18 protein-coding genes are annotated in these 16,408 nt (G+C 58.9%); 5 read left to right on the forward strand and 13 right to left on the reverse strand.

Annotated features, from left to right (window positions below; genetic code table 11):
* Positions 1-2 precede the first annotated feature (2 nt).
* The gene (locus ACXAET_RS11150) at positions 3-995 is read left to right on the forward strand and encodes a hypothetical protein (RefSeq protein ID WP_475184740.1); all 993 of its coding nucleotides are present in this window, start codon (positions 3-5) and stop codon (positions 993-995) included.
* Here the strand turns inward: ACXAET_RS11150 and ACXAET_RS11155 are convergent.
* The 5 genes from ACXAET_RS11155 to ACXAET_RS11175 form a co-directional block, all read right to left on the reverse strand.
* Positions 992-3,046 carry a molybdopterin-binding protein gene (locus ACXAET_RS11155; RefSeq protein WP_475187190.1) on the reverse strand — a complete coding sequence of 685 codons (2,055 nt, stop codon included), beginning with the start codon at positions 3,044-3,046 and terminating at the stop codon, positions 992-994. The two genes, ACXAET_RS11150 and ACXAET_RS11155, sit on opposite strands and share 4 nt — an antisense overlap.
* Before the next feature lie 20 nt (positions 3,047-3,066).
* Positions 3,067-3,558, reverse strand: a complete 492-nt coding sequence (gene mobB / locus ACXAET_RS11160) for a molybdopterin-guanine dinucleotide biosynthesis protein B (RefSeq protein WP_475184742.1) — start codon at positions 3,556-3,558, stop codon at positions 3,067-3,069.
* Positions 3,555-4,199 carry a molybdenum cofactor guanylyltransferase MobA gene (gene mobA, locus ACXAET_RS11165; protein ID WP_475184744.1) on the reverse strand — a complete coding sequence of 215 codons (645 nt, stop codon included), beginning with the start codon at positions 4,197-4,199 and terminating at the stop codon, positions 3,555-3,557. The genes mobB and mobA overlap by 4 nt, the downstream gene beginning before the upstream one ends.
* A 58-nt stretch (positions 4,200-4,257) precedes the next feature.
* Positions 4,258-5,211 (reverse strand): AEC family transporter, encoded by a 954-nt coding sequence (locus tag ACXAET_RS11170; RefSeq protein ID WP_475184747.1) that lies wholly within the window; start codon positions 5,209-5,211, stop codon positions 4,258-4,260.
* 107 nt (positions 5,212-5,318) lie between these two features.
* On the reverse strand, positions 5,319-6,209 hold the full coding sequence (locus ACXAET_RS11175; RefSeq protein ID WP_475184749.1) for a formate dehydrogenase accessory sulfurtransferase FdhD: 891 nt from the start codon (positions 6,207-6,209) through the stop codon (positions 5,319-5,321).
* A 49-nt stretch (positions 6,210-6,258) separates the two neighbouring features.
* Between ACXAET_RS11175 and ACXAET_RS11180 the strand changes: the two genes are divergently transcribed.
* Complete coding sequence (locus ACXAET_RS11180) at positions 6,259-6,975, forward strand: AzlC family ABC transporter permease (protein WP_475184751.1); 717 nt, start codon at positions 6,259-6,261, stop codon at positions 6,973-6,975.
* Positions 6,972-7,304 carry an AzlD domain-containing protein gene (locus tag ACXAET_RS11185; protein WP_475184752.1) on the forward strand — a complete coding sequence of 111 codons (333 nt, stop codon included), beginning with the start codon at positions 6,972-6,974 and terminating at the stop codon, positions 7,302-7,304. Before ACXAET_RS11180 ends, ACXAET_RS11185 begins: the two co-directional genes overlap by 4 nt.
* Here ACXAET_RS11185 and ACXAET_RS11190 read toward each other — a convergent pair.
* The 7 genes from ACXAET_RS11190 to ACXAET_RS11220 all read right to left on the reverse strand — a co-directional run bounded on the left by ACXAET_RS11190 (position 7,293) and on the right by ACXAET_RS11220 (position 13,804).
* Positions 7,293-7,925: a hypothetical protein gene (locus ACXAET_RS11190; protein ID WP_475184757.1), complete on the reverse strand. Its 633-nt coding sequence runs from the start codon at positions 7,923-7,925 to the stop codon at positions 7,293-7,295. The genes ACXAET_RS11185 and ACXAET_RS11190 overlap by 12 nt on opposite strands.
* A 19-nt stretch (positions 7,926-7,944) precedes the next feature.
* Complete coding sequence (locus ACXAET_RS11195) at positions 7,945-8,079, reverse strand: aa3-type cytochrome c oxidase subunit IV (RefSeq protein ID WP_475184762.1); 135 nt, start codon at positions 8,077-8,079, stop codon at positions 7,945-7,947.
* A gap of 68 nt (positions 8,080-8,147) precedes the next feature.
* Positions 8,148-8,708: a hypothetical protein gene (locus tag ACXAET_RS11200; protein ID WP_475184766.1), complete on the reverse strand. Its 561-nt coding sequence runs from the start codon at positions 8,706-8,708 to the stop codon at positions 8,148-8,150.
* A complete protein-coding gene (locus ACXAET_RS11205) occupies positions 8,695-10,533 on the reverse strand; it encodes a glycerophosphodiester phosphodiesterase (RefSeq protein WP_475184770.1) in 1,839 nt (612 codons plus the stop codon). The genes ACXAET_RS11200 and ACXAET_RS11205 overlap by 14 nt, the downstream gene beginning before the upstream one ends.
* A gap of 64 nt (positions 10,534-10,597) precedes the next feature.
* Complete coding sequence (locus tag ACXAET_RS11210) at positions 10,598-11,050, reverse strand: DUF6173 family protein (RefSeq protein ID WP_068338023.1); 453 nt, start codon at positions 11,048-11,050, stop codon at positions 10,598-10,600.
* A 4-nt stretch (positions 11,051-11,054) separates the two neighbouring features.
* A complete protein-coding gene (locus ACXAET_RS11215) occupies positions 11,055-12,101 on the reverse strand; it encodes an MBL fold metallo-hydrolase (RefSeq protein WP_475184774.1) in 1,047 nt (348 codons plus the stop codon).
* A complete protein-coding gene (locus ACXAET_RS11220; RefSeq protein ID WP_475184777.1) occupies positions 12,101-13,804 on the reverse strand; it encodes an acyl-CoA dehydrogenase in 1,704 nt (567 codons plus the stop codon). The genes ACXAET_RS11215 and ACXAET_RS11220 overlap by 1 nt, the downstream gene beginning before the upstream one ends.
* A gap of 136 nt (positions 13,805-13,940) precedes the next feature.
* Here ACXAET_RS11220 and ACXAET_RS11225 point away from each other — a divergent pair, with 136 nt between their 5' ends.
* On the forward strand, positions 13,941-14,891 hold the full coding sequence (locus ACXAET_RS11225; protein ID WP_475184780.1) for an L-threonylcarbamoyladenylate synthase: 951 nt from the start codon (positions 13,941-13,943) through the stop codon (positions 14,889-14,891).
* On the opposite strand, the gene ACXAET_RS11230 is transcribed toward ACXAET_RS11225, so the two are convergent.
* Positions 14,892-15,446, reverse strand: a complete 555-nt coding sequence (locus tag ACXAET_RS11230; RefSeq protein ID WP_475184785.1) for a YqgE/AlgH family protein — start codon at positions 15,444-15,446, stop codon at positions 14,892-14,894. It lies immediately after the preceding gene.
* A gap of 146 nt (positions 15,447-15,592) precedes the next feature.
* Between ACXAET_RS11230 and ACXAET_RS11235 the strand changes: the two genes are divergently transcribed.
* Positions 15,593-16,405, forward strand: coding sequence for a protein-disulfide reductase DsbD domain-containing protein (locus ACXAET_RS11235; RefSeq protein WP_475184790.1), 813 nt, complete (start codon positions 15,593-15,595; stop codon positions 16,403-16,405).
* Positions 16,406-16,408 lie beyond the last annotated feature (3 nt).

Raw genomic sequence — 16,408 nt, forward strand, 5'->3', positions numbered from 1 at the left:
CTATGTCCGAGCCCACGCCCGAGCACGAACCTGAGCGCAAAACATCGCTGGGCATCTATGACAGGCCATCACGACCTTCCGTAACGGGGATCGAGATCGTAGCGATCGCACTCAGCCTTCTGTGGTTGGTAATATCAGTTGTGTTTCTGGTGTTGCCGGACACCGTTCAAGGCGGTGGCTTTGTGGTGACCTTGCTGGCGGTGTTCATGCCGGTAGCGATGATCTGGGTCGCCGCCACGGCCATGCGCGCCAGCCGCGTCATGCGTGAAGAAAGCGAACGGTTACAAACCGCGATTGACGCTATCCGCCAGGCGTACGTGGTGCAGCAGCAGCGCGCCGCCAGTTCCTATGAACCAGCGGTCAGCAAAAAGCTGGACGAAATCGCCGAGACCGCAAAAAAGACCGAAACTGCGCTGGCCACGTTTTCCACCAAACGCACGGACCCCCCGCGCATGCCCGAGCCGCAAGTCAAAGGCGATCAGACGACTTTGGAACTGGGCACACAGGCCGGAGACATCGCACCGCCCCTGAGCACCGAGGTTTTTATTCGCGCGTTAAACTTCCCGGAAACGCAGGACGATTCCGAAGGATTCGATGCCCTGCGTCTGGCACTAAAGAATCGTAAGACTGCGCAATTGGTGCAGGCTTCGCAGGATGTTCTGACTCTGCTGAGCCAAGAGGGCATCTATATGGACGATCTGCGCCCCGATATGGCACGCCCCGAAATATGGCGACAGTTCGCACAGGGTGCGCGTGGCCGTTCGGTGGCGGCGCTTGGAGGGATCCGTGACCGATCCTCGCTGGCGCTGACGGCGGCAAGGATGAAGCAGGACCCGATCTTTCGCGATGCCGCGCATCATTTCCTGCGTCGTTTCGACCACATGATCGTTGATTTTGAGCCCGAGGCCAGCGACTCTGACCTGACCGCGCTTGGGGAAACCCGCACCGCACGGGCGTTCATGTTGCTGGGACGTGTTGCAGGGACTTTCGACTAAAGCCCAAAACTGCTGTAGGGGATAAACCGGACCAGATCGCCCGGCGTGATGTGGCGCGCGCCGTCTTCGATTTCAACCAGCCCCTCGGCCCAGCTGAGGCCACTGATCCGGCCCGACCCTTCTGAGGCAAACACCTCGGCCCGACCATCCCTGACACGGGCACGCAGATATTCGCGGCGCCCTGGTTTCTTTCGTTTTTCAAACGCGGCGGGCAGGTCGAACCCCTGCGGCTCTTGCCACCCCTCACCTGCCATCAGGCCCAGCGCCGGGCGCGCAAAGATCAATGTACAGACCATGGCCGCAACCGGGTTTCCGGGCAGGCCAAACACTGGCACCCCGTCCCACATACCCAGCGCCAAAGGACGCCCCGGCTTCAGCGCGATCCTCCATTCCTGCATCGCGCCCGCCTCTCGCAGCAGGGCCGAGACGTGATCCTCATCCCCAGCCGAGGCACCGCCGCTGGTCAGGATTACATCCGCTTGTTTTGCAGCGCTGTTCAACCGGTCGCGCAGTGTTTCCCGGTCGTCCGGTACGCGGCCCAAGTCCACCGGTTGAAACCCCATGCGATCCATCAGCGAAATCAACAGGGGGCGGTTTGCGTCATATATCTGACCCGGGTTTGCGGTTCCTCCAGGTTCTACCAATTCGTCTCCGGTGGACAGCACCGCGACGCGCAGTGGCTTACGCACCGGTACATCGGCACCCCCTGTCGCAGACAGCAGCGCCAGATCGGCTGGCGTCACCCTGCGCCCGGCGGTCAGAACCAAATCGCCCTCTGCCACGTCCTCACCTGCCCGGCGGGTGTTGGCACCCTGTTTCAGCGGGCCGTTAAAGGCGATGTGATTGTTTTGAACGGTTACATCTTCTTCCAGAATAACTGTATCCACGCCTGCGGGCAGAGCTGCCCCTGTCAATACGCGCAGCGCATGACCACCCGGCACCACCCCATCAAAAGGGATACCAGCCGCCGCACGCCCGTCATACAACGGCATGACCTGCGCCCCCTCTGGTGCGGCACCGGCAAAACCGTATCCATCCACGGCCGTGTTGGGCTGCGGTGGATTTGAACGTTTGGCAAAAACATCTTCGGCCAAAATGCGCCCGCTGACCTGCATCACCGGCAGACTTTCTGCTGCAGTCACCGCCGTTAAGCGTTCGCGCAACAGGCCCAGCGCTTCGTCAACCGGCGTCCAGTTTACCCCGGCTGGCAAGGCAAAACAGTCATTGCGCAAAGGGGGTGGCGCGATATTCGGTTTGCGTTGTGACACTCCCAAAATCCAACCTTCCTCTGCTGCGCTAACATTCAGGTGCCGCGCCAAATCCTGTATCGGCATGCCCGCAAGCGACAGCGCGACCTGCTCAACCTGCCAGGCATCCTTGATCCGGCCTTCCGGCGCGGTCCCGAGGGTGAGCGAGGGCCAGATTTCCACGAACGCAACCGGAGTGTCCAGCACCTCGAACGGCCAAACCGCGACCTTTCCGGTAAAAGTGCGGCGCAGACGGGTCAGCACGGGCAGTCCAGTCATCATCTGACCGCCTACCGCACCAGCCCCACCCATCTGCCAGCAGCTAAAGCTGCCCTTGGCTTCCGGCGCCAACTCAACGCTGCGTCGCTCGGGGAAGGGGGAGTGATAGTCGGCCTTCGTCTTCGGCAGACCGTCAATCTCACGCTTGAGACCATTGAACCAAAACGGTCCCTTGCCGCCAAAAAGGCGGTTGATCTCCCCGGCCAGATCAAACCGGTTGTTTGCTTTTGGCGAATCCTCGATCCGGTGTTCAAACCATTCCCATAGCCCAAGCGGATCGTCAGATCCGGTCAAAGCGCGGGCGAAGCCTTTGGGGTAACCGAAAGGAAAATCAAACCCCAGACACAGCCGCCGTTCCGCTTCAATTTCAGTTGCGATCAGATCATGCAGCCATCGCTCTGCCAACTTGCGGTTTCTGAAATAGGTCGGCCCTTCGTCCACTTTGCCCTGTCGCACAACACAAGCCCAGATCGCATCCTTACGCGGTCGGGGACCGGTGTCGTTTCCGCTGGACCAATCGACCATAGCAAAACTGTTGAAACCGATCACAAACCGACCTCGTGCAAAATGAACTCTGCAATAGCCGGCGTATCATTCAGGTCGAAAACAGGAAGGTCCAGTTCCAGCGGTGTATCGCTGGCAACGGCGCGGATGGTGGAGTTTTCGGGCGCGATCAGCGGATTGTTAGCCTCGGTCCGAAACGCCTCGACCTTAGGGTGGGCTTCACGTTTGAACCCTTCGATCAGAACCAGATCCACGGGCAAAAGGCGTGCCAATAGTTCGTCCAGCGTAGGTTCGGCAGCGCCCCGCAACTCTTGCATGATTGCGACGCGTTGGCCCGAGGCCAAAAGAACCTCGGACGCCCCGGCGGTCCGGTGACGATAGCTGTCGGTGCCAGGCTGATCCACATCAACGCTGTGGTGGGCGTGTTTCACGGTCGAGACGGTAAATCCGCGCCCGGCGATCTCGGCCACCAATCTCTCCATCAACCCGGTTTTGCCCGCGTTTTTCCAACCGGTGACGCCATAAACCCTCATGCCTGCTCCAACAGTTTTTCTGCCAGCGCCAAATCCTCGGGCGTATTGACGTTAAAAAACGGATCGAACGGATCGGCTGAAAACAAGGCCTCGCGCCCGTTGTGACGATCTGTCCACAGCACGACCTTGCGCAGCCCGTCGTTCAGAGCATCGCGCAGATCGTCGCGTAACGCCACGGGCCAAAGTCCGAATGTCGGGTGCCGATTGACGCCTCGGCCCCCACCGGATTTCAGCGCCTCATCCGCGTGGCGCGGCGTGGTCGCCAGCACCAGCGGGTAACCCTGCCCTTCAGCGGCCTGACACAGACACGCCACCAGATCGCGCGGAAAAAACGGCGTGTCAGCCGCCGCAGTCACGATGCTGTCCGCCCCTTGCGAGTGGGCCCAGTCGAGACCGGCAAGAACCCCTGCCAGAGGACCTGCATACCCTTCAATACTGTCTGGCACCACCGGAAGGCCCAGATCACGGAACCGCTTGGGATCGCCGTTTGCGTTCAGTGCCAGACCTTTTACCTGTGGGGCCAAACGGTCGACAACGTGGCTCAGTAAGCTGTGACCACCGATTTGCAGCAGGCCTTTGTCTCCGCCCCCCATGCGGGTGGCCAGACCGCCTGCGAGTATGACGCCAAGAGGTTTGGTCATTCCTGCACCTTCATGCTGCGCGAAGAGAAATCTGTCGTTCGCGTGTTGTAGATCGAAGTCAATTCAATTGGAACGCTGTAGGATACAAGTGGTGCAGGACAAACAACCAAAGGATTAAAGTTCCAACTGACAGAAAAGACGTGGCAGAAACGATATGCGCTGCAAGCTGAGGTTCCTGATCGTAGTGCTTGGCCAGAAGAAAAACGTTTTTCGCGGTCGGCACCGCACAAGAAACGGTGGCCGCGATGGTCCAAAGCGGATCAAGCCCGATAAGGTGCGCAGCCAGCAGGACCAATCCAGGTGAAACGATTAGTTTTACCAAAGTCAAAGACAAAAGCAGAGGCCCAGTCTGTATGATCGTTCTTACACTGGTTGTGAAACCGATCGCAAACAGGGCAACCGCAGCCAGCGCCTGACTGAGCAGTTCCAGGTAATCCGAAACCGCATCCGAAAACCCGATCCCCGTGAAAGAATACGCAACTCCCAAAAGAGTCGCTGCGATAATCGGGTTTTTAAGGACATTCAGGAGAATCTTGTAAACCGGCGTTTTGGCGCGGGCCTTTTGCCCGGCCGAACTTTCCAGCAGAGTAGTCATGACCAGAAGCAAAACAGCGACAACAAGGTTGGCCAAGACCGCAGGCAACGCGCCTTTCGACCCAAATATCGCATGGAGGATCGGCAAGGCAACCAATGCGGTATTCGATGCAACGGCGGCAAAAGCCGCAACTGTTGCAGAGCCTGCTTCAAACTTCAGAACGACCTTCAGACAGACAAACAAAGCCACAAACAAAAGCAGCAGCGTCCCACCATAGGAAATATAAAAGCCATAGTTCAGGAGGTTTTCAAACTCTTCCTGCCCGATCAGATAGAACATGATGGCAGGGATCAGGACATAAACCGCAAATTGTACAAGTGCGTCCGACGTGTCCTCGCCAAGGAGCTTGGTCCACGAGAAAACATACCCGGTCAAGATGACCGCAAAGACCGGCGCAATAAGGTTGATCAGTTCCATAAAGCTCTCAAGTCATCGCTTCCCGTTTCCCAAATCACTGCACCCCAGTTTAGGGCAAATCTCTGGAAATGCGCAGGTTTTTTCCCAGCACGCTTACGGATGGCGTTTCAAGCCCGAGAGCTTTTCCTGCGGTGCTTGTTATCCTCAACCGCGATGGTCGCGGGGTTTGCGTCGCGTAGCAATCGATCTTCGCCCGACAAACACACGAACCGCTGCCCGCGCATGCGGCCAATCAGGGTCAGGCCAACCTCGCGCGCGATCTCGACGCCCCAGGCGGTAAAACCGGACCGGGACGCCAGAACCGGGATGCCCATCATCGCGGTCTTGATCACCATTTCAGAGGTCAGACGGCCAGTGGTATACAGGATTTTGTCATCTGCCGCTGCGCCTTCCGACAGCATCCAACCCGCGATCTTGTCGACCGCATTGTGACGGCCCACATCCTCCATGTAGACCAGTGGTCGGTTTTCATGGCACAGGACCGTACCGTGAATTGCACCTGCCTCAAGATACAAAGACGGGGTTCGGTTGATCTTGGCCGCAAGATCATACAGCCACGAGGTTCGCACCTGAACTTGCGGCAGTTGGACGCCCTCTAGCCCCTCCATCATGTCACCGAACACCGTGCCCACGGCGCAACCGCTGGTGCGGGTCTTTTTCTTTAGCTTGTCTTCGTAGGACGTCTCGCGCGCGGTGCGGACCACGACGGTTTCCAGATCGTCGTCATAGTCGACGCGGGTAATTTCGTCATCCGCCAACAGCATGCCCTGATTGCGCAGAAAGCCCAGCGCCAGGTATTCCGGGTAATCGCCGATCGTCATCGCAGTCACGATTTCCTGCGCGTTGAGGAAGATCGTCAGGGGCCGCTCTTCCACGACCGAGATCCGGCTGACTGCACCATTCTGGTCTACGCCCTCAACCGCGCGGGTCAGACGCTCCGCGCCGGGATCGGGGGCGATGACGTAATCCGAGGCATCTGTTTCCTTAGCCAATTGCAACCCTCTTCCAAGACCGATACTGCTGCGGCCAACACCATAGGATCAAGACATGGCAAGCACCACATCCAAGTCATACTATTGGAAGGGTTTTCGCGACGGGACCCCGTTTATCTTCGTCGCTATCCCCTTCGGTACCCTGTTTGGGGTCTTTGCAACCGAAACCGGGTTGACCATCGTCCAGACGATGGCATTCACCGCCACCGTTTTTGCCGGGGCCGCGCAGTTCGCGGCGCTGCAATTGCTGCAGGACAATACGCCCACCGTGATCATTCTGGCGTCGGCTCTGGCGGTAAATCTGCGCATGGCAATGTATTCAGCCTCGTTGACGCCATTTCTGGGGTCGGCACCGCTATGGCAAAGGGCATTCGCCGCCTATCTGATCGTGGACCAGTCCTATGCCTGCAGCATTGTTCGGTTCGAGAAAGAGCCACACATGACCACACCCCAGCGCATGGCCTATTTCCTGGGCTCGGTCACGCCAATCACGCCATTGTGGATTTTAGCCACGTTTCTAGGCGCGGTTCTGGGCACCAAGATTCCCGAAAGCTGGGCGCTGGATTTCGCGCTGCCGATTACTTTTCTGGCCATGATTGGACCGATGCTGCGCACCATGCCTCATGTCGTTACGGCACTCGTGGCGATAACCGTGTCGCTGTTAACGGTTGCTGTGCCGTACAATCTTGGTCTGCTGATCGCAGGGTGCGCGGGCATGATGGCCGGGGCGCAGGCTGAACTGTGGACGCTCAAGAAAGAAGCAACGTCATGAATTCTGTCGACACAGTCACCATGTGGGTCATCATCGTCGGGCTGGCGCTTGGCAGCTACGGTCTAAGGTTCGTGTTTATCGGGCTGGTCGGCGACCGTCCGATGCCACCCTGGGTCCTGCGCCATCTTCGTTACACCGCGGTGGCTATCCTGCCTGCCTTGATTGCCCCGCTGGTGGTCTGGCCGACCGCAACCGAAGGACAACCGGACGTCAGCCGCATGGCTGCGGCCACGGTTGCGCTGGTTGTCGGCCTGATCACAAAAAACGTGCTTGCGGCAATCTTCACCGGTGCCGGCACGTTATACGGGTTGCTGTACCTATTGGGATGATGTCGCGTCCAGCTCGTTAAGACGGTCATTGTTGAAGGCCAGTCCCTGTTGCAGGTCGGCGTCGTCGAATTCCCGGTACTCTGCAGTTTCAACACCTGGCAACTGGGCGAACTGGTCAGACAGATTGATGGGGTAAAACGTGGTCCCGATCTGCTCGAATCCAGGAACTTGCTGCAAAAGCTGCGCGGTTGAATTTGCGCAGAACGCGCCTGCCACTGGCCCCATTTGCTTGGCCAGTTGCAACGCAACTTCGGCCTGTTGCGGAGAGACTTCTATCGTCTGGATACGCGCATAATGCGTTTCCCGCGCATGGCTGCTGCGATAGGCACGTTCTACGGCCGGGGTAATCCCATACAGCACGTCATTCTTCACTGGCACGATATCCGCCCGAAACGATCCTGCCGGGTCAAAAATCACGCGTTCGCTGCCGCTGATCATAAGCGACGTGTGCGCGCCCGATCCAGTTCGGGTATTGATCATTGTGTACAGCGTAAGAGTCGAAGGACCCGGATCCCGGTAGGATCGGGCTGAAATCTCGGACTGATCCGCCTGTGGCCGCTGCGATCCGGTGCATCCAGCCACAGTCACCGCCAACAGGCAGGCAAGCAGAATCCTGATCACGGTTTACCCCGCTTTTCAGTTAAGAGGCAAAGACCGCCAGAAACAGACAAAGAATGGCAATCGCGACCACACACCACGTGACGGCCTTGATAAACCCATTGAAAGTCTTGGTTTGAACGTTGATGTCCATTTCGCCGTGCTTGTATTCAGCCATGAGTATACGAGTCCTAGTTCGCGTGTTTGAAGTGTTGGATAATCGAAAATCCAAAGGCTGTCACCACGTCATTCGGGCGCAGGGGCCAGCGTTCTGAGCACAGAGCACCCCGGATACCCGAATCCCCAGCGCCATGGCAGGCCGGAACACGGACCGCCGCCCAAACGGACCGCCGTGAACATAGCCTCGGCAGTGACGGCGTGGGCAGTCCGAATCTGGTCAGGTGTCATGTCGTACCGCTCGGCGTAGTCGTCAGCATAGTCCTCGCCGTGCTGTTTGACGCAGCCGCGCAGGGCATCGTCAGCGGCCATGCGCGCCTCAAAACTGTCATCGGCCTGCGTCGCACCGCCTGCATTGTGATAGGCGCGGTCATGCGTCACGCAGCAATATTCCCAAGGGGGATGTGCCTCATACAGCGCGCGGAACTTTGGGAAGGTCTCGGCCACAAAGCGCCAACTGGTAGACAGACCGCCGGAACACCCGTCTGTTTCGAAAGGAACCGGAGCGGCCTCACCCTTTTGCGCAATCAAAGCGCGATGCGCGGGCATTTCAATCGTGCGCATAAAATCCTGCGCCACAGCCGGTGCAGCCGCCAGCACAAAAGCAACCGCCAGGCTATGGGCTTGCATCGCGCATCGCCTGCGTATCGAAGGACATGCCGAAGGTCGTCGCGAGCCACAGCAGCAAGCGCTCCGCCGGGCCCATTTCCGCCCGCACCCGCAAAACCTCGTTGGCCATTGCAGGACGGTCGGTGATCAGTCCATCCACACCCATTGAAGCCATGGCTGACATCTGCAACGGATCGTTGACGGTCCAAACGTAAATGTCCTTTCCTGCCTCTTGAACGGAACGCACAAGCCTTGGGGTCGCCATCGCAGCGTTGACGGCCACAAAATCGCCTTCCAGCCCGGTCAGGTCACCAATGGCCGTTGCTGCCAGAACACCGGCGCGCCAATCGGGACGGATGGACTTCATCTTTTGCACTGCCGGGTATTTCAGTGACATGGTGGCAATGTCGTCCTGCATCCCCATCTCTTCGACAAGGGCCGCGACGCGGTTTTCCAGATCGACATCGTGGCCGTAATACTTCAGCTCGATGATGACCTTGGATTTCCCTTTCGCGGCCTCCAGCACCTCGCGCAGCGTCGGCGTGCGTTCCTCGGCGTATTCGGGGCCGTACCAGCTACCGATATCGATCTGGGCGATGTCTTCCATCGTCGCATCCCAAACCTTTAGATCAACACCCGCCAGTTTCATAAAATCACTGTCATGGGCCACGACAACCACATCATCCGCCGTTTCCTGCACATCGATTTCGACCCAATCTGCGCCATCCTCAATTGCCTTGCGTACGGATGCCATCGTGTTTTCAGGCCGCAGCGCGGCAGCCCCCCTGTGACCGATGACCTCGGCGCGGTCCGGTGCCTGTATACGCTCCAGCAAATGCTGCCCGAACCAACCCCCAATCAGCAAGGCAGCCAGCGCGAAACCAACCGCCGTAAACAACTGTGTCCCAAGGCGGCGCGGCTCGGCGTGCGGGGGGTCTGATATTTTTGTTTCAAAGAAACCGTCCAGCACGATCGCCAAGGCCCCAAGGGCCGTAGCGGCCAGGATCAACCCGGCCAGTGTCCAAAGACCAACAATCATCAAACTGTATGTCAGAGCCAGACGCAGATGATTTGAGCCTTCCAGTGGCACCAAGGCAAACAGAATTCCCGCCACCCACGCGATCAGGGCCGCAATCGCCAGCCTTACGATCAACCACACAGCCAGCTCAACTTTGAGACGCCCGCGCTTGCCCTCCATCCGGAGCGCGCTGATGTTGAACGCATGCGCCGGGTGAACGTTCTCGAACAGAACCAGATGAAGCGACAGGGCCCAAGCCGACAGGCGTCGGATCAGCACCCAGGCCATGATCAGACCCAACACGCCGATCAGCACCACGGCCACCCAGAAGGACGGTGGGTGGAACGTGAGGTAGTAATTGATATCGTATTCCGTCAGCGTCCACCACGCGATCACCGCAGCCACCACAGCAAATGGCAGCACCAACGCCAGAATGCGCAGCACAAATCGTACCGCAAAACCAAAAAGCGACGGCAAGCGGGATAAGATCAGACCGATGGCAGAGCTACCAGCACGCCACGGGTCGCGGGCTTTCATGCGCAAAGACCCGGCCATGACGGAAAAGACAAACACCTCGACCAGCAGAAACAGGCTGAGCACCACAACGGCGGCAACAAAACCTGCAGGCGAAAAGATGAACGCTGCGATGTCCTGATCGGTCACAGCGGTCTGGTTCGATAGCAACACCGCAAGGTTGACCGTGATCGCCACACCCGGTGCGATCAAAGCGATCAACAACAGTCGCATAACAAGATAGATGGGTACGAACACGCGGCGACGTGCCCACGCACCCTTATAGGCGGTTGAAACGGTTGTAAAACTGGACACGTGAGGCCCCCTGAAATGACTAAGTCATTCAAGGCTGCGAAGACGTGAATTGCAAGTCAGCGGATCAGCTTTCTTCCAGATCGGCCGCCAGTCGAAATCCGATGCGATTGGCGGGCTTGTCCTGTACGGATTTGGGCAATGCGCGCAGCATCACGTTCAGCTGGCTGACATGTTGCACCAGCTGGGTTCGTGCCCCGGTCGCGTCCGAGCCGTAAAATGTGATGATATCAGGATCAAAATATCCCATCCCTTCGATCCGCATCACGCCGGCATCGCCGCCGGTAAAGCCCATGGCGACCTCGTGATCAGCGTCAAGTGTCTTTTCAAAGTTCTGAATGTAGAGGATCAGCCGCTCATAAGCCCATTGTGCGGGGCTTTTGCTGGCGACAGGTTTTTTCAATTGTCCGGGCAGATCCTTTGCACCGGATTCGGCGTTCGGACTTGCATGCACCTCATAGCAACGAGGCAAGGCCGCAGCCTCTGCAGCTTCGGCCGACGTTTCGATTTTGTCCTGCATAGCTCTACCTTTTGCGCTGAAACTCCCAAGCCCCATCCGCACGCCGAGTTCGGGTGACAATTCCAATGTGGTAGAGATGATTCAGATGTGCAACCGCTTCGACCAGCGCAAGCCCGTACTCCCCTTCGCCGATCTGGCGTTTAAACAAAGGGGTAAAGCACGCGGCCGCGGTTTTTGGTGTGTCCAGAAAATCCTGTAACCGCTCAAGCGCGCTGTGATGATTTTCGATCAGCTGCTTCATCCGGATAGGAAGACCGGTGAAGGGCAGCTTATGACCGCCAAGTGCCAGTTGTTCAGGCCGGGCCAGTTCTTTCAACCGTTCACAGGCTTCCAGCCATTCAGCCACCGGATCCGCCATCGGTTCAGTAACATAGACGCCCAGATTGGGGCTGATTGAGCTGAGGATCTGGTCGCCCGTGATCACCAGATTATCGTCGCGGCTCCAGAATGTGGCATGTTCAGGGGCATGGCCGTTGCCCATGTGCACGTCCCAGTCCCGCCCGCCCATACGGATCACGCTGCCCTGTTTGATCCGGGTAAATCCCAACGGCATCGGGTAAACGGTGTCACAGAAGTTGAATGGCCGCTGCGTCATCCGTTTGGCCAGAAATTCTGCATCCATCCCGGCACTGCGATAGTAATCCAGAGTTTCCTGCGGCCAGCTTTCCTGCACATCCAGTTGCAACATGCGCGCGAACAGCCACGCCGTGCGGGTTGTGACCAGTTCGGCGCCATGCTCGGACTGGAACCACCCAGCGTTGCCGATATGGTCGGGATGATGATGCGTCACGACGATCCGGGTGATCGGCTTGCCACCCAAGGGTCCGGCCATAAGCGACTCCCAGATCCGGCGTGTCTTGTTCGAAGACATCCCCGTATCGATCACCGTCCATCCATCACCATCGTCCAGCGCATAGACATTGACGTGATCCAAGGCCATGGGCAGCGGCAAGCGCATCCACAACACACCTTGGGCTATCTCAACCGCCTCACCCTCTGCCGGAGGGTCAGGCCAAGGATATCGGATCGCCAGGGGAGTGTTTCCGTCCATCACGCTGCCAGTTCTTCGGCGCTGAGCGCATACAGGTCGTCCGCACCATTCTGCACCTGAACCAGAAGACCGGTATGTTCCGGCAGCAGCGCATTGATGTAGTAACGCGCCAGTTTAAAGCGCGGACCACCGGGGTCGGTCAGCGCCGCTTTTAGGTGGTAATGCGCGCCCAGAACACGGGCAAAGGCGTGCAGATAGGGCACCGCACCAGCGAACCGCGCGTTCATGTCAGTCTGCGCCACGATCCACTCGGTTGTTTCGCGCAGGCTCTCGGTAGCCTCCCAAACCGGGCCAGCAAGATCCGGCATCGTGGCGCGGGCCTGTTCGGCGTGGTCCTCGATCTCGTCCAGAAGGCGCGATGCGGCCTCCCCCCCATCCATCATCTTGCGTGCAACAAGGTCCATGGCCTGAACGCCGTTGGTGCCCTCGTAAATCGCGGTTACGCGGACATCACGGTAGTATTGCGCAGCACCCGTTTCTTCAACGAACCCCATGCCGCCGTGGACCTGCACACCGGTCTCAGCCACGCGTATCCCTGTCTCTGTCCCGAAGGCTTTACAGATCGGCGTCAGCAAAGCGGCCCTTGCGTTCCACTCAGCATCCCCAGTGGCGTTGGCCATATCAATCGCGGCCGCATTAGCCAGCATGATGGCTCGCGCGGCAAACGTATCGGCGCGCATGCTCATCAGCATCCGCCGCACATCGGCATGGTCCACGATCGAACCCGAGGGCGTCTTGCCCTGCTTGCGCTCCATCGCATAAGCCAACGCGTGCTGATAGGCACCTTCAGCAGCACCCACACCCTGGCCGCCCACACCAAGGCGGGCATTATTCATCATGGTGAACATCGCGGCCATACCGCCGTGTTCTTTCCCAACAAGCCAGCCTTTGGCACCATCATACTGCATCACGCAGGTCGGCGAACCATGCAGGCCCATTTTATGCTCGACCGAGACAACCTTCAGATCGTTGGCCACACCGGGGTTGCCATTCTCATCGGGCAGGAACTTTGGCACCAGAAACAGCGAAATTCCTTTGGTTCCGGGCACCCCATCGGGCAGGCGTGCCAGCACAAGGTGGCAGACATTTTCTGTGAAATCGTTGTCGCCCCACGAGATGAAGATCTTCTGCCCTGTCACTGCGTAGGTCCCGTCTCCGTTTGCCTCGGCCTTCGTGGTCAGCGCCCCTACGTCCGAGCCTGCGCCCGCCTCGGTCAGGTTCATCGTGCCAGCCCACTCGCCCGATATCATCTTGGGCAGGTAAAGCGCCTTCAGCTCGTCACTTGCATGGTGTTCCAGTGCCTCGATCTGTCCCTGGGTCATCAGCGGTGCCAGTTGCAAGGACAAGCAGGCCGCCGACATCATCTCATTCACCGCCGTGGTCAGAGTCATCGGCAGGCCCATGCCGCCATATTCCGGATCGCCGCTCATCCCGACCCAGCCGCCTTCGGCAATTGCCTTCCAGCCGTCAGCATAGCCCGGAGAGGTCCGCATCACTCCGTTTTCAAGACGCGCAGGCTCCAGATCACCGGGACGCTGCAAGGGGGCCATCACCTCTTCGCACAGCTTGCCTGCCTCCTTCAGGATCGCGCTGACCACATCTTCACTGGCGTCCGAGAATTTTTCAGTCGCTGCGATCTGATCGAATCCCACGACGTGGCGGAACAACACTTCGTAGTCGGAGATGGGGGCACGGTATGGCATGTCTTCCCTCGGGTTTGTCTGACGTGTTTTTGTGGTTGGGGTTGGAAATTCCAAAACCCACCTTTATGCATCCGGTATAGAGTGAATACCTAATCGGCCCCATGCTACACGCAATCAAAACGCGGCGTCACCAGATATGATCCCTAACGGCACTTTGGACTTGTCCGCCGATCCCGACGGAATCGCGCAGGCGGCGGACCTGCTGCGTCAAGGCCTGTTGGTCGCCTTTGCCACCGAAACGGTTTATGGGCTGGGCGGGGACGCATGCAACGGCAGGGCCGTTGCCAGCATCTACGCAGCAAAAGGGCGGCCCAGTTTTAACCCCTTAATAGCGCATGTGTCATCTGCCGAGGCGGCACGCCGTTTCGTGCAATGGTCCGATATGGCCGAGACACTGGCCGCAGCTTTCTGGCCCGGTCCCCTGACCATGGTTCTGCCGTTGAAAAAGGGGCACCGGATTTCTTCACTGGTGACAGCCGGGCTGGATACGCTTGCGGTTCGCGTACCGGCACACGGCACCGCACGGGCACTGCTGACTGCCTTCGGTGGCCCGGTCGCGGCACCCTCGGCCAACCCCTCGGGTCAGATCAGCCCGACAACAGCGGATCACGTGCGTGCGGGTCTGGGGGGTCGCATCGCCGCCATTCTGGACGACGGCCCGTGTGGTGTTGGCGTGGAATCCACCATCGTGGGGCTGGCCGGAGAGCCCAGTCTTCTGCGTCCCGGCGGTGTGGCACTGGAAGACATCGAATCCGTGTTGGGTTTGCGGTTGCACCTGCATCAGGCCGGAGATCTGCTGACCGCTCCGGGCCAACTTCAATCGCACTATGCCCCGGACGCTCCGGTGCGCCTGAACGCTGAAAATCCGCACGGTGACGAGGTTTTGCTGGGCTTTGGCCCGGTCCCGTGCGATCTGAACCTGTCGGAAGTAAGTGATCTGGACGAAGCCGCAGCCAATTTGTTCTCGGCCCTGCACACGCTGAACGCGACAGGCCGCCCAATCGCCGTTTCACCGATTCCTGACCAAGGTCTGGGCGTGGCCATCAACGACCGTTTGCGTCGTGCCGCAGCGCCACGCGACACGTGATCAGGCGCGCCCGGCGCTGGCCGACAGGGTCAGCGGGTCTACACCCAGCGTGGCCAACGCGGCCTCCCACTTGCTATCATCGGGCACGTCGAACACCAGTTTCGAGGTCGCTTCAGTGGTCAGCCAGCCGTTCATTGCGATCTCTTCCTCCAACTGGCCGGGCCCCCAACCGGAATAGCCCAGCGCCAGCGTCGAATTCAAAGGCCCCCGCCCCGAGGCCAGATCTTCGAGTATGTCCAGCGTTGCCGTCATGCTGAAATCATCTGAAATCTGCATCGAATGCAGATTGGCCTCATAATCAGCGCTGTGCAGGACAAAGCCGCGCGACATCTCGACCGGCCCGCCGAAATGCACCAGACGTTCACCCACGACAGGGATGCGGCAAGCGATATTCAGCTGGCTCAATAGGGTTTTGATCCGCAAATCCGATGGCTTATTGACGATCAGCCCCATTGCCCCGTCATCACCATGGCTGCAAATGAAAACAACCGAGTGATCGAAGCGCGGATCCCCCATACCAGGCATCGCAATCAACAGTTTTCCAGTCAGGTCCATTGAATTTTGACTCTCGCTTCGTCCTCATTCAACAATGGCCCCGGCATATGGGGATTGGCAAGGGATCAAGCCACATTTCGCCAGATTTCATCCAAGTGACCGGAACGTGACTTGGATTCGCGGCACAGACCGCGCATGTATACCATATGAAGCGTTTACTTAAGTCGACTGCAGTCGCGCTGACCGCCTGTGTCATGCTGAACGCCCCTGCGCAAGCGCAGCGGGTGAATGACGTTGTGCAACTGGATATTCTGGATGGCGGGCGCACAGCCAGTGGCACCTACCTTGGCGCGCTCAGGTTGACGTTGCAGGATGGGTGGAAAACCTATTGGCGCGCGCCTGGCGATGCGGGTATCCCACCGCAGTTTGACTGGCGGAGTTCACAGAATGTGGGTGACGTATCGATCACCTGGCCGGCACCCGAGGTGTTTGTTCAAAACGGGCTACAGTCCATTGGCTACGCCGATCAACTGGTGCTTCCAGTTGAGATCACCCCCCGCAACCCAGCTAAACCTGTGCGGCTGCGCGGGGACATGGATTTGGGCGTCTGCAAGGATGTCTGCATTCCCGAAAGGTTGGATTTCGACCACATGCTGGACGCCAACGCCGCGCGCAACCCGGCAATCGCCGCTGCGCTGGCGCAGCGCCCCTTCTCGGCGAAAGAGGCACGCGTGTCTGCCGCCAGTTGTCACCTGACCCCCACGTCGGACGGCATGCAAATCGAAGCCCGCGTCACAATGCCCTCGGCCGGTGGCCGTGAGATTGCGGTGATCGAACCGGGCGATCCGACATTGTGGGCCTCGCAGCCCGAGACAACCCGCCAAGGCGACACGCTGGTAGCCACATCCGAAGTGATCAGCGCCTCGGGCGGATCTTTTGCCTTGGACCGATCTGACATTCGGATCACGGTTCTGGGTGCCAATCACGCGGTCGACATTCAAGGATGCAGCGCAGGCTGAAGC

The organism is Ruegeria sp. AWH4_226, assembly GCF_056159225.1.

Coding starts and splice junctions, on each gene's coding strand:
- ACXAET_RS11225 (WP_475184780.1), top strand. CDS start 13,941: ATGATCCCTAACGGCACTTTGGACTTGTCCGCCGATCCCGACGGAATC.
- ACXAET_RS11200 (WP_475184766.1), bottom strand. CDS start 8,708: ATGCAAGCCCATAGCCTGGCGGTTGCTTTTGTGCTGGCGGCTGCACCG.
- ACXAET_RS11150 (WP_475184740.1), top strand. CDS start 3: ATGTCCGAGCCCACGCCCGAGCACGAACCTGAGCGCAAAACATCGCTG.
- ACXAET_RS11155 (WP_475187190.1), bottom strand. CDS start 3,046: ATGGTCGATTGGTCCAGCGGAAACGACACCGGTCCCCGACCGCGTAAG.
- ACXAET_RS11210 (WP_068338023.1), bottom strand. CDS start 11,050: ATGCAGGACAAAATCGAAACGTCGGCCGAAGCTGCAGAGGCTGCGGCC.
- ACXAET_RS11235 (WP_475184790.1), top strand. CDS start 15,593: ATGAAGCGTTTACTTAAGTCGACTGCAGTCGCGCTGACCGCCTGTGTC.
- ACXAET_RS11170 (WP_475184747.1), bottom strand. CDS start 5,211: ATGGAACTGATCAACCTTATTGCGCCGGTCTTTGCGGTCATCTTGACC.
- ACXAET_RS11220 (WP_475184777.1), bottom strand. CDS start 13,804: ATGCCATACCGTGCCCCCATCTCCGACTACGAAGTGTTGTTCCGCCAC.
- mobA (WP_475184744.1), bottom strand. CDS start 4,199: ATGACCAAACCTCTTGGCGTCATACTCGCAGGCGGTCTGGCCACCCGC.
- ACXAET_RS11185 (WP_475184752.1), top strand. CDS start 6,972: ATGAATTCTGTCGACACAGTCACCATGTGGGTCATCATCGTCGGGCTG.
- ACXAET_RS11180 (WP_475184751.1), top strand. CDS start 6,259: ATGGCAAGCACCACATCCAAGTCATACTATTGGAAGGGTTTTCGCGAC.
- ACXAET_RS11215 (WP_475184774.1), bottom strand. CDS start 12,101: ATGGACGGAAACACTCCCCTGGCGATCCGATATCCTTGGCCTGACCCT.
- ACXAET_RS11195 (WP_475184762.1), bottom strand. CDS start 8,079: ATGGCTGAATACAAGCACGGCGAAATGGACATCAACGTTCAAACCAAG.
- mobB (WP_475184742.1), bottom strand. CDS start 3,558: ATGAGGGTTTATGGCGTCACCGGTTGGAAAAACGCGGGCAAAACCGGG.
- ACXAET_RS11230 (WP_475184785.1), bottom strand. CDS start 15,446: ATGGACCTGACTGGAAAACTGTTGATTGCGATGCCTGGTATGGGGGAT.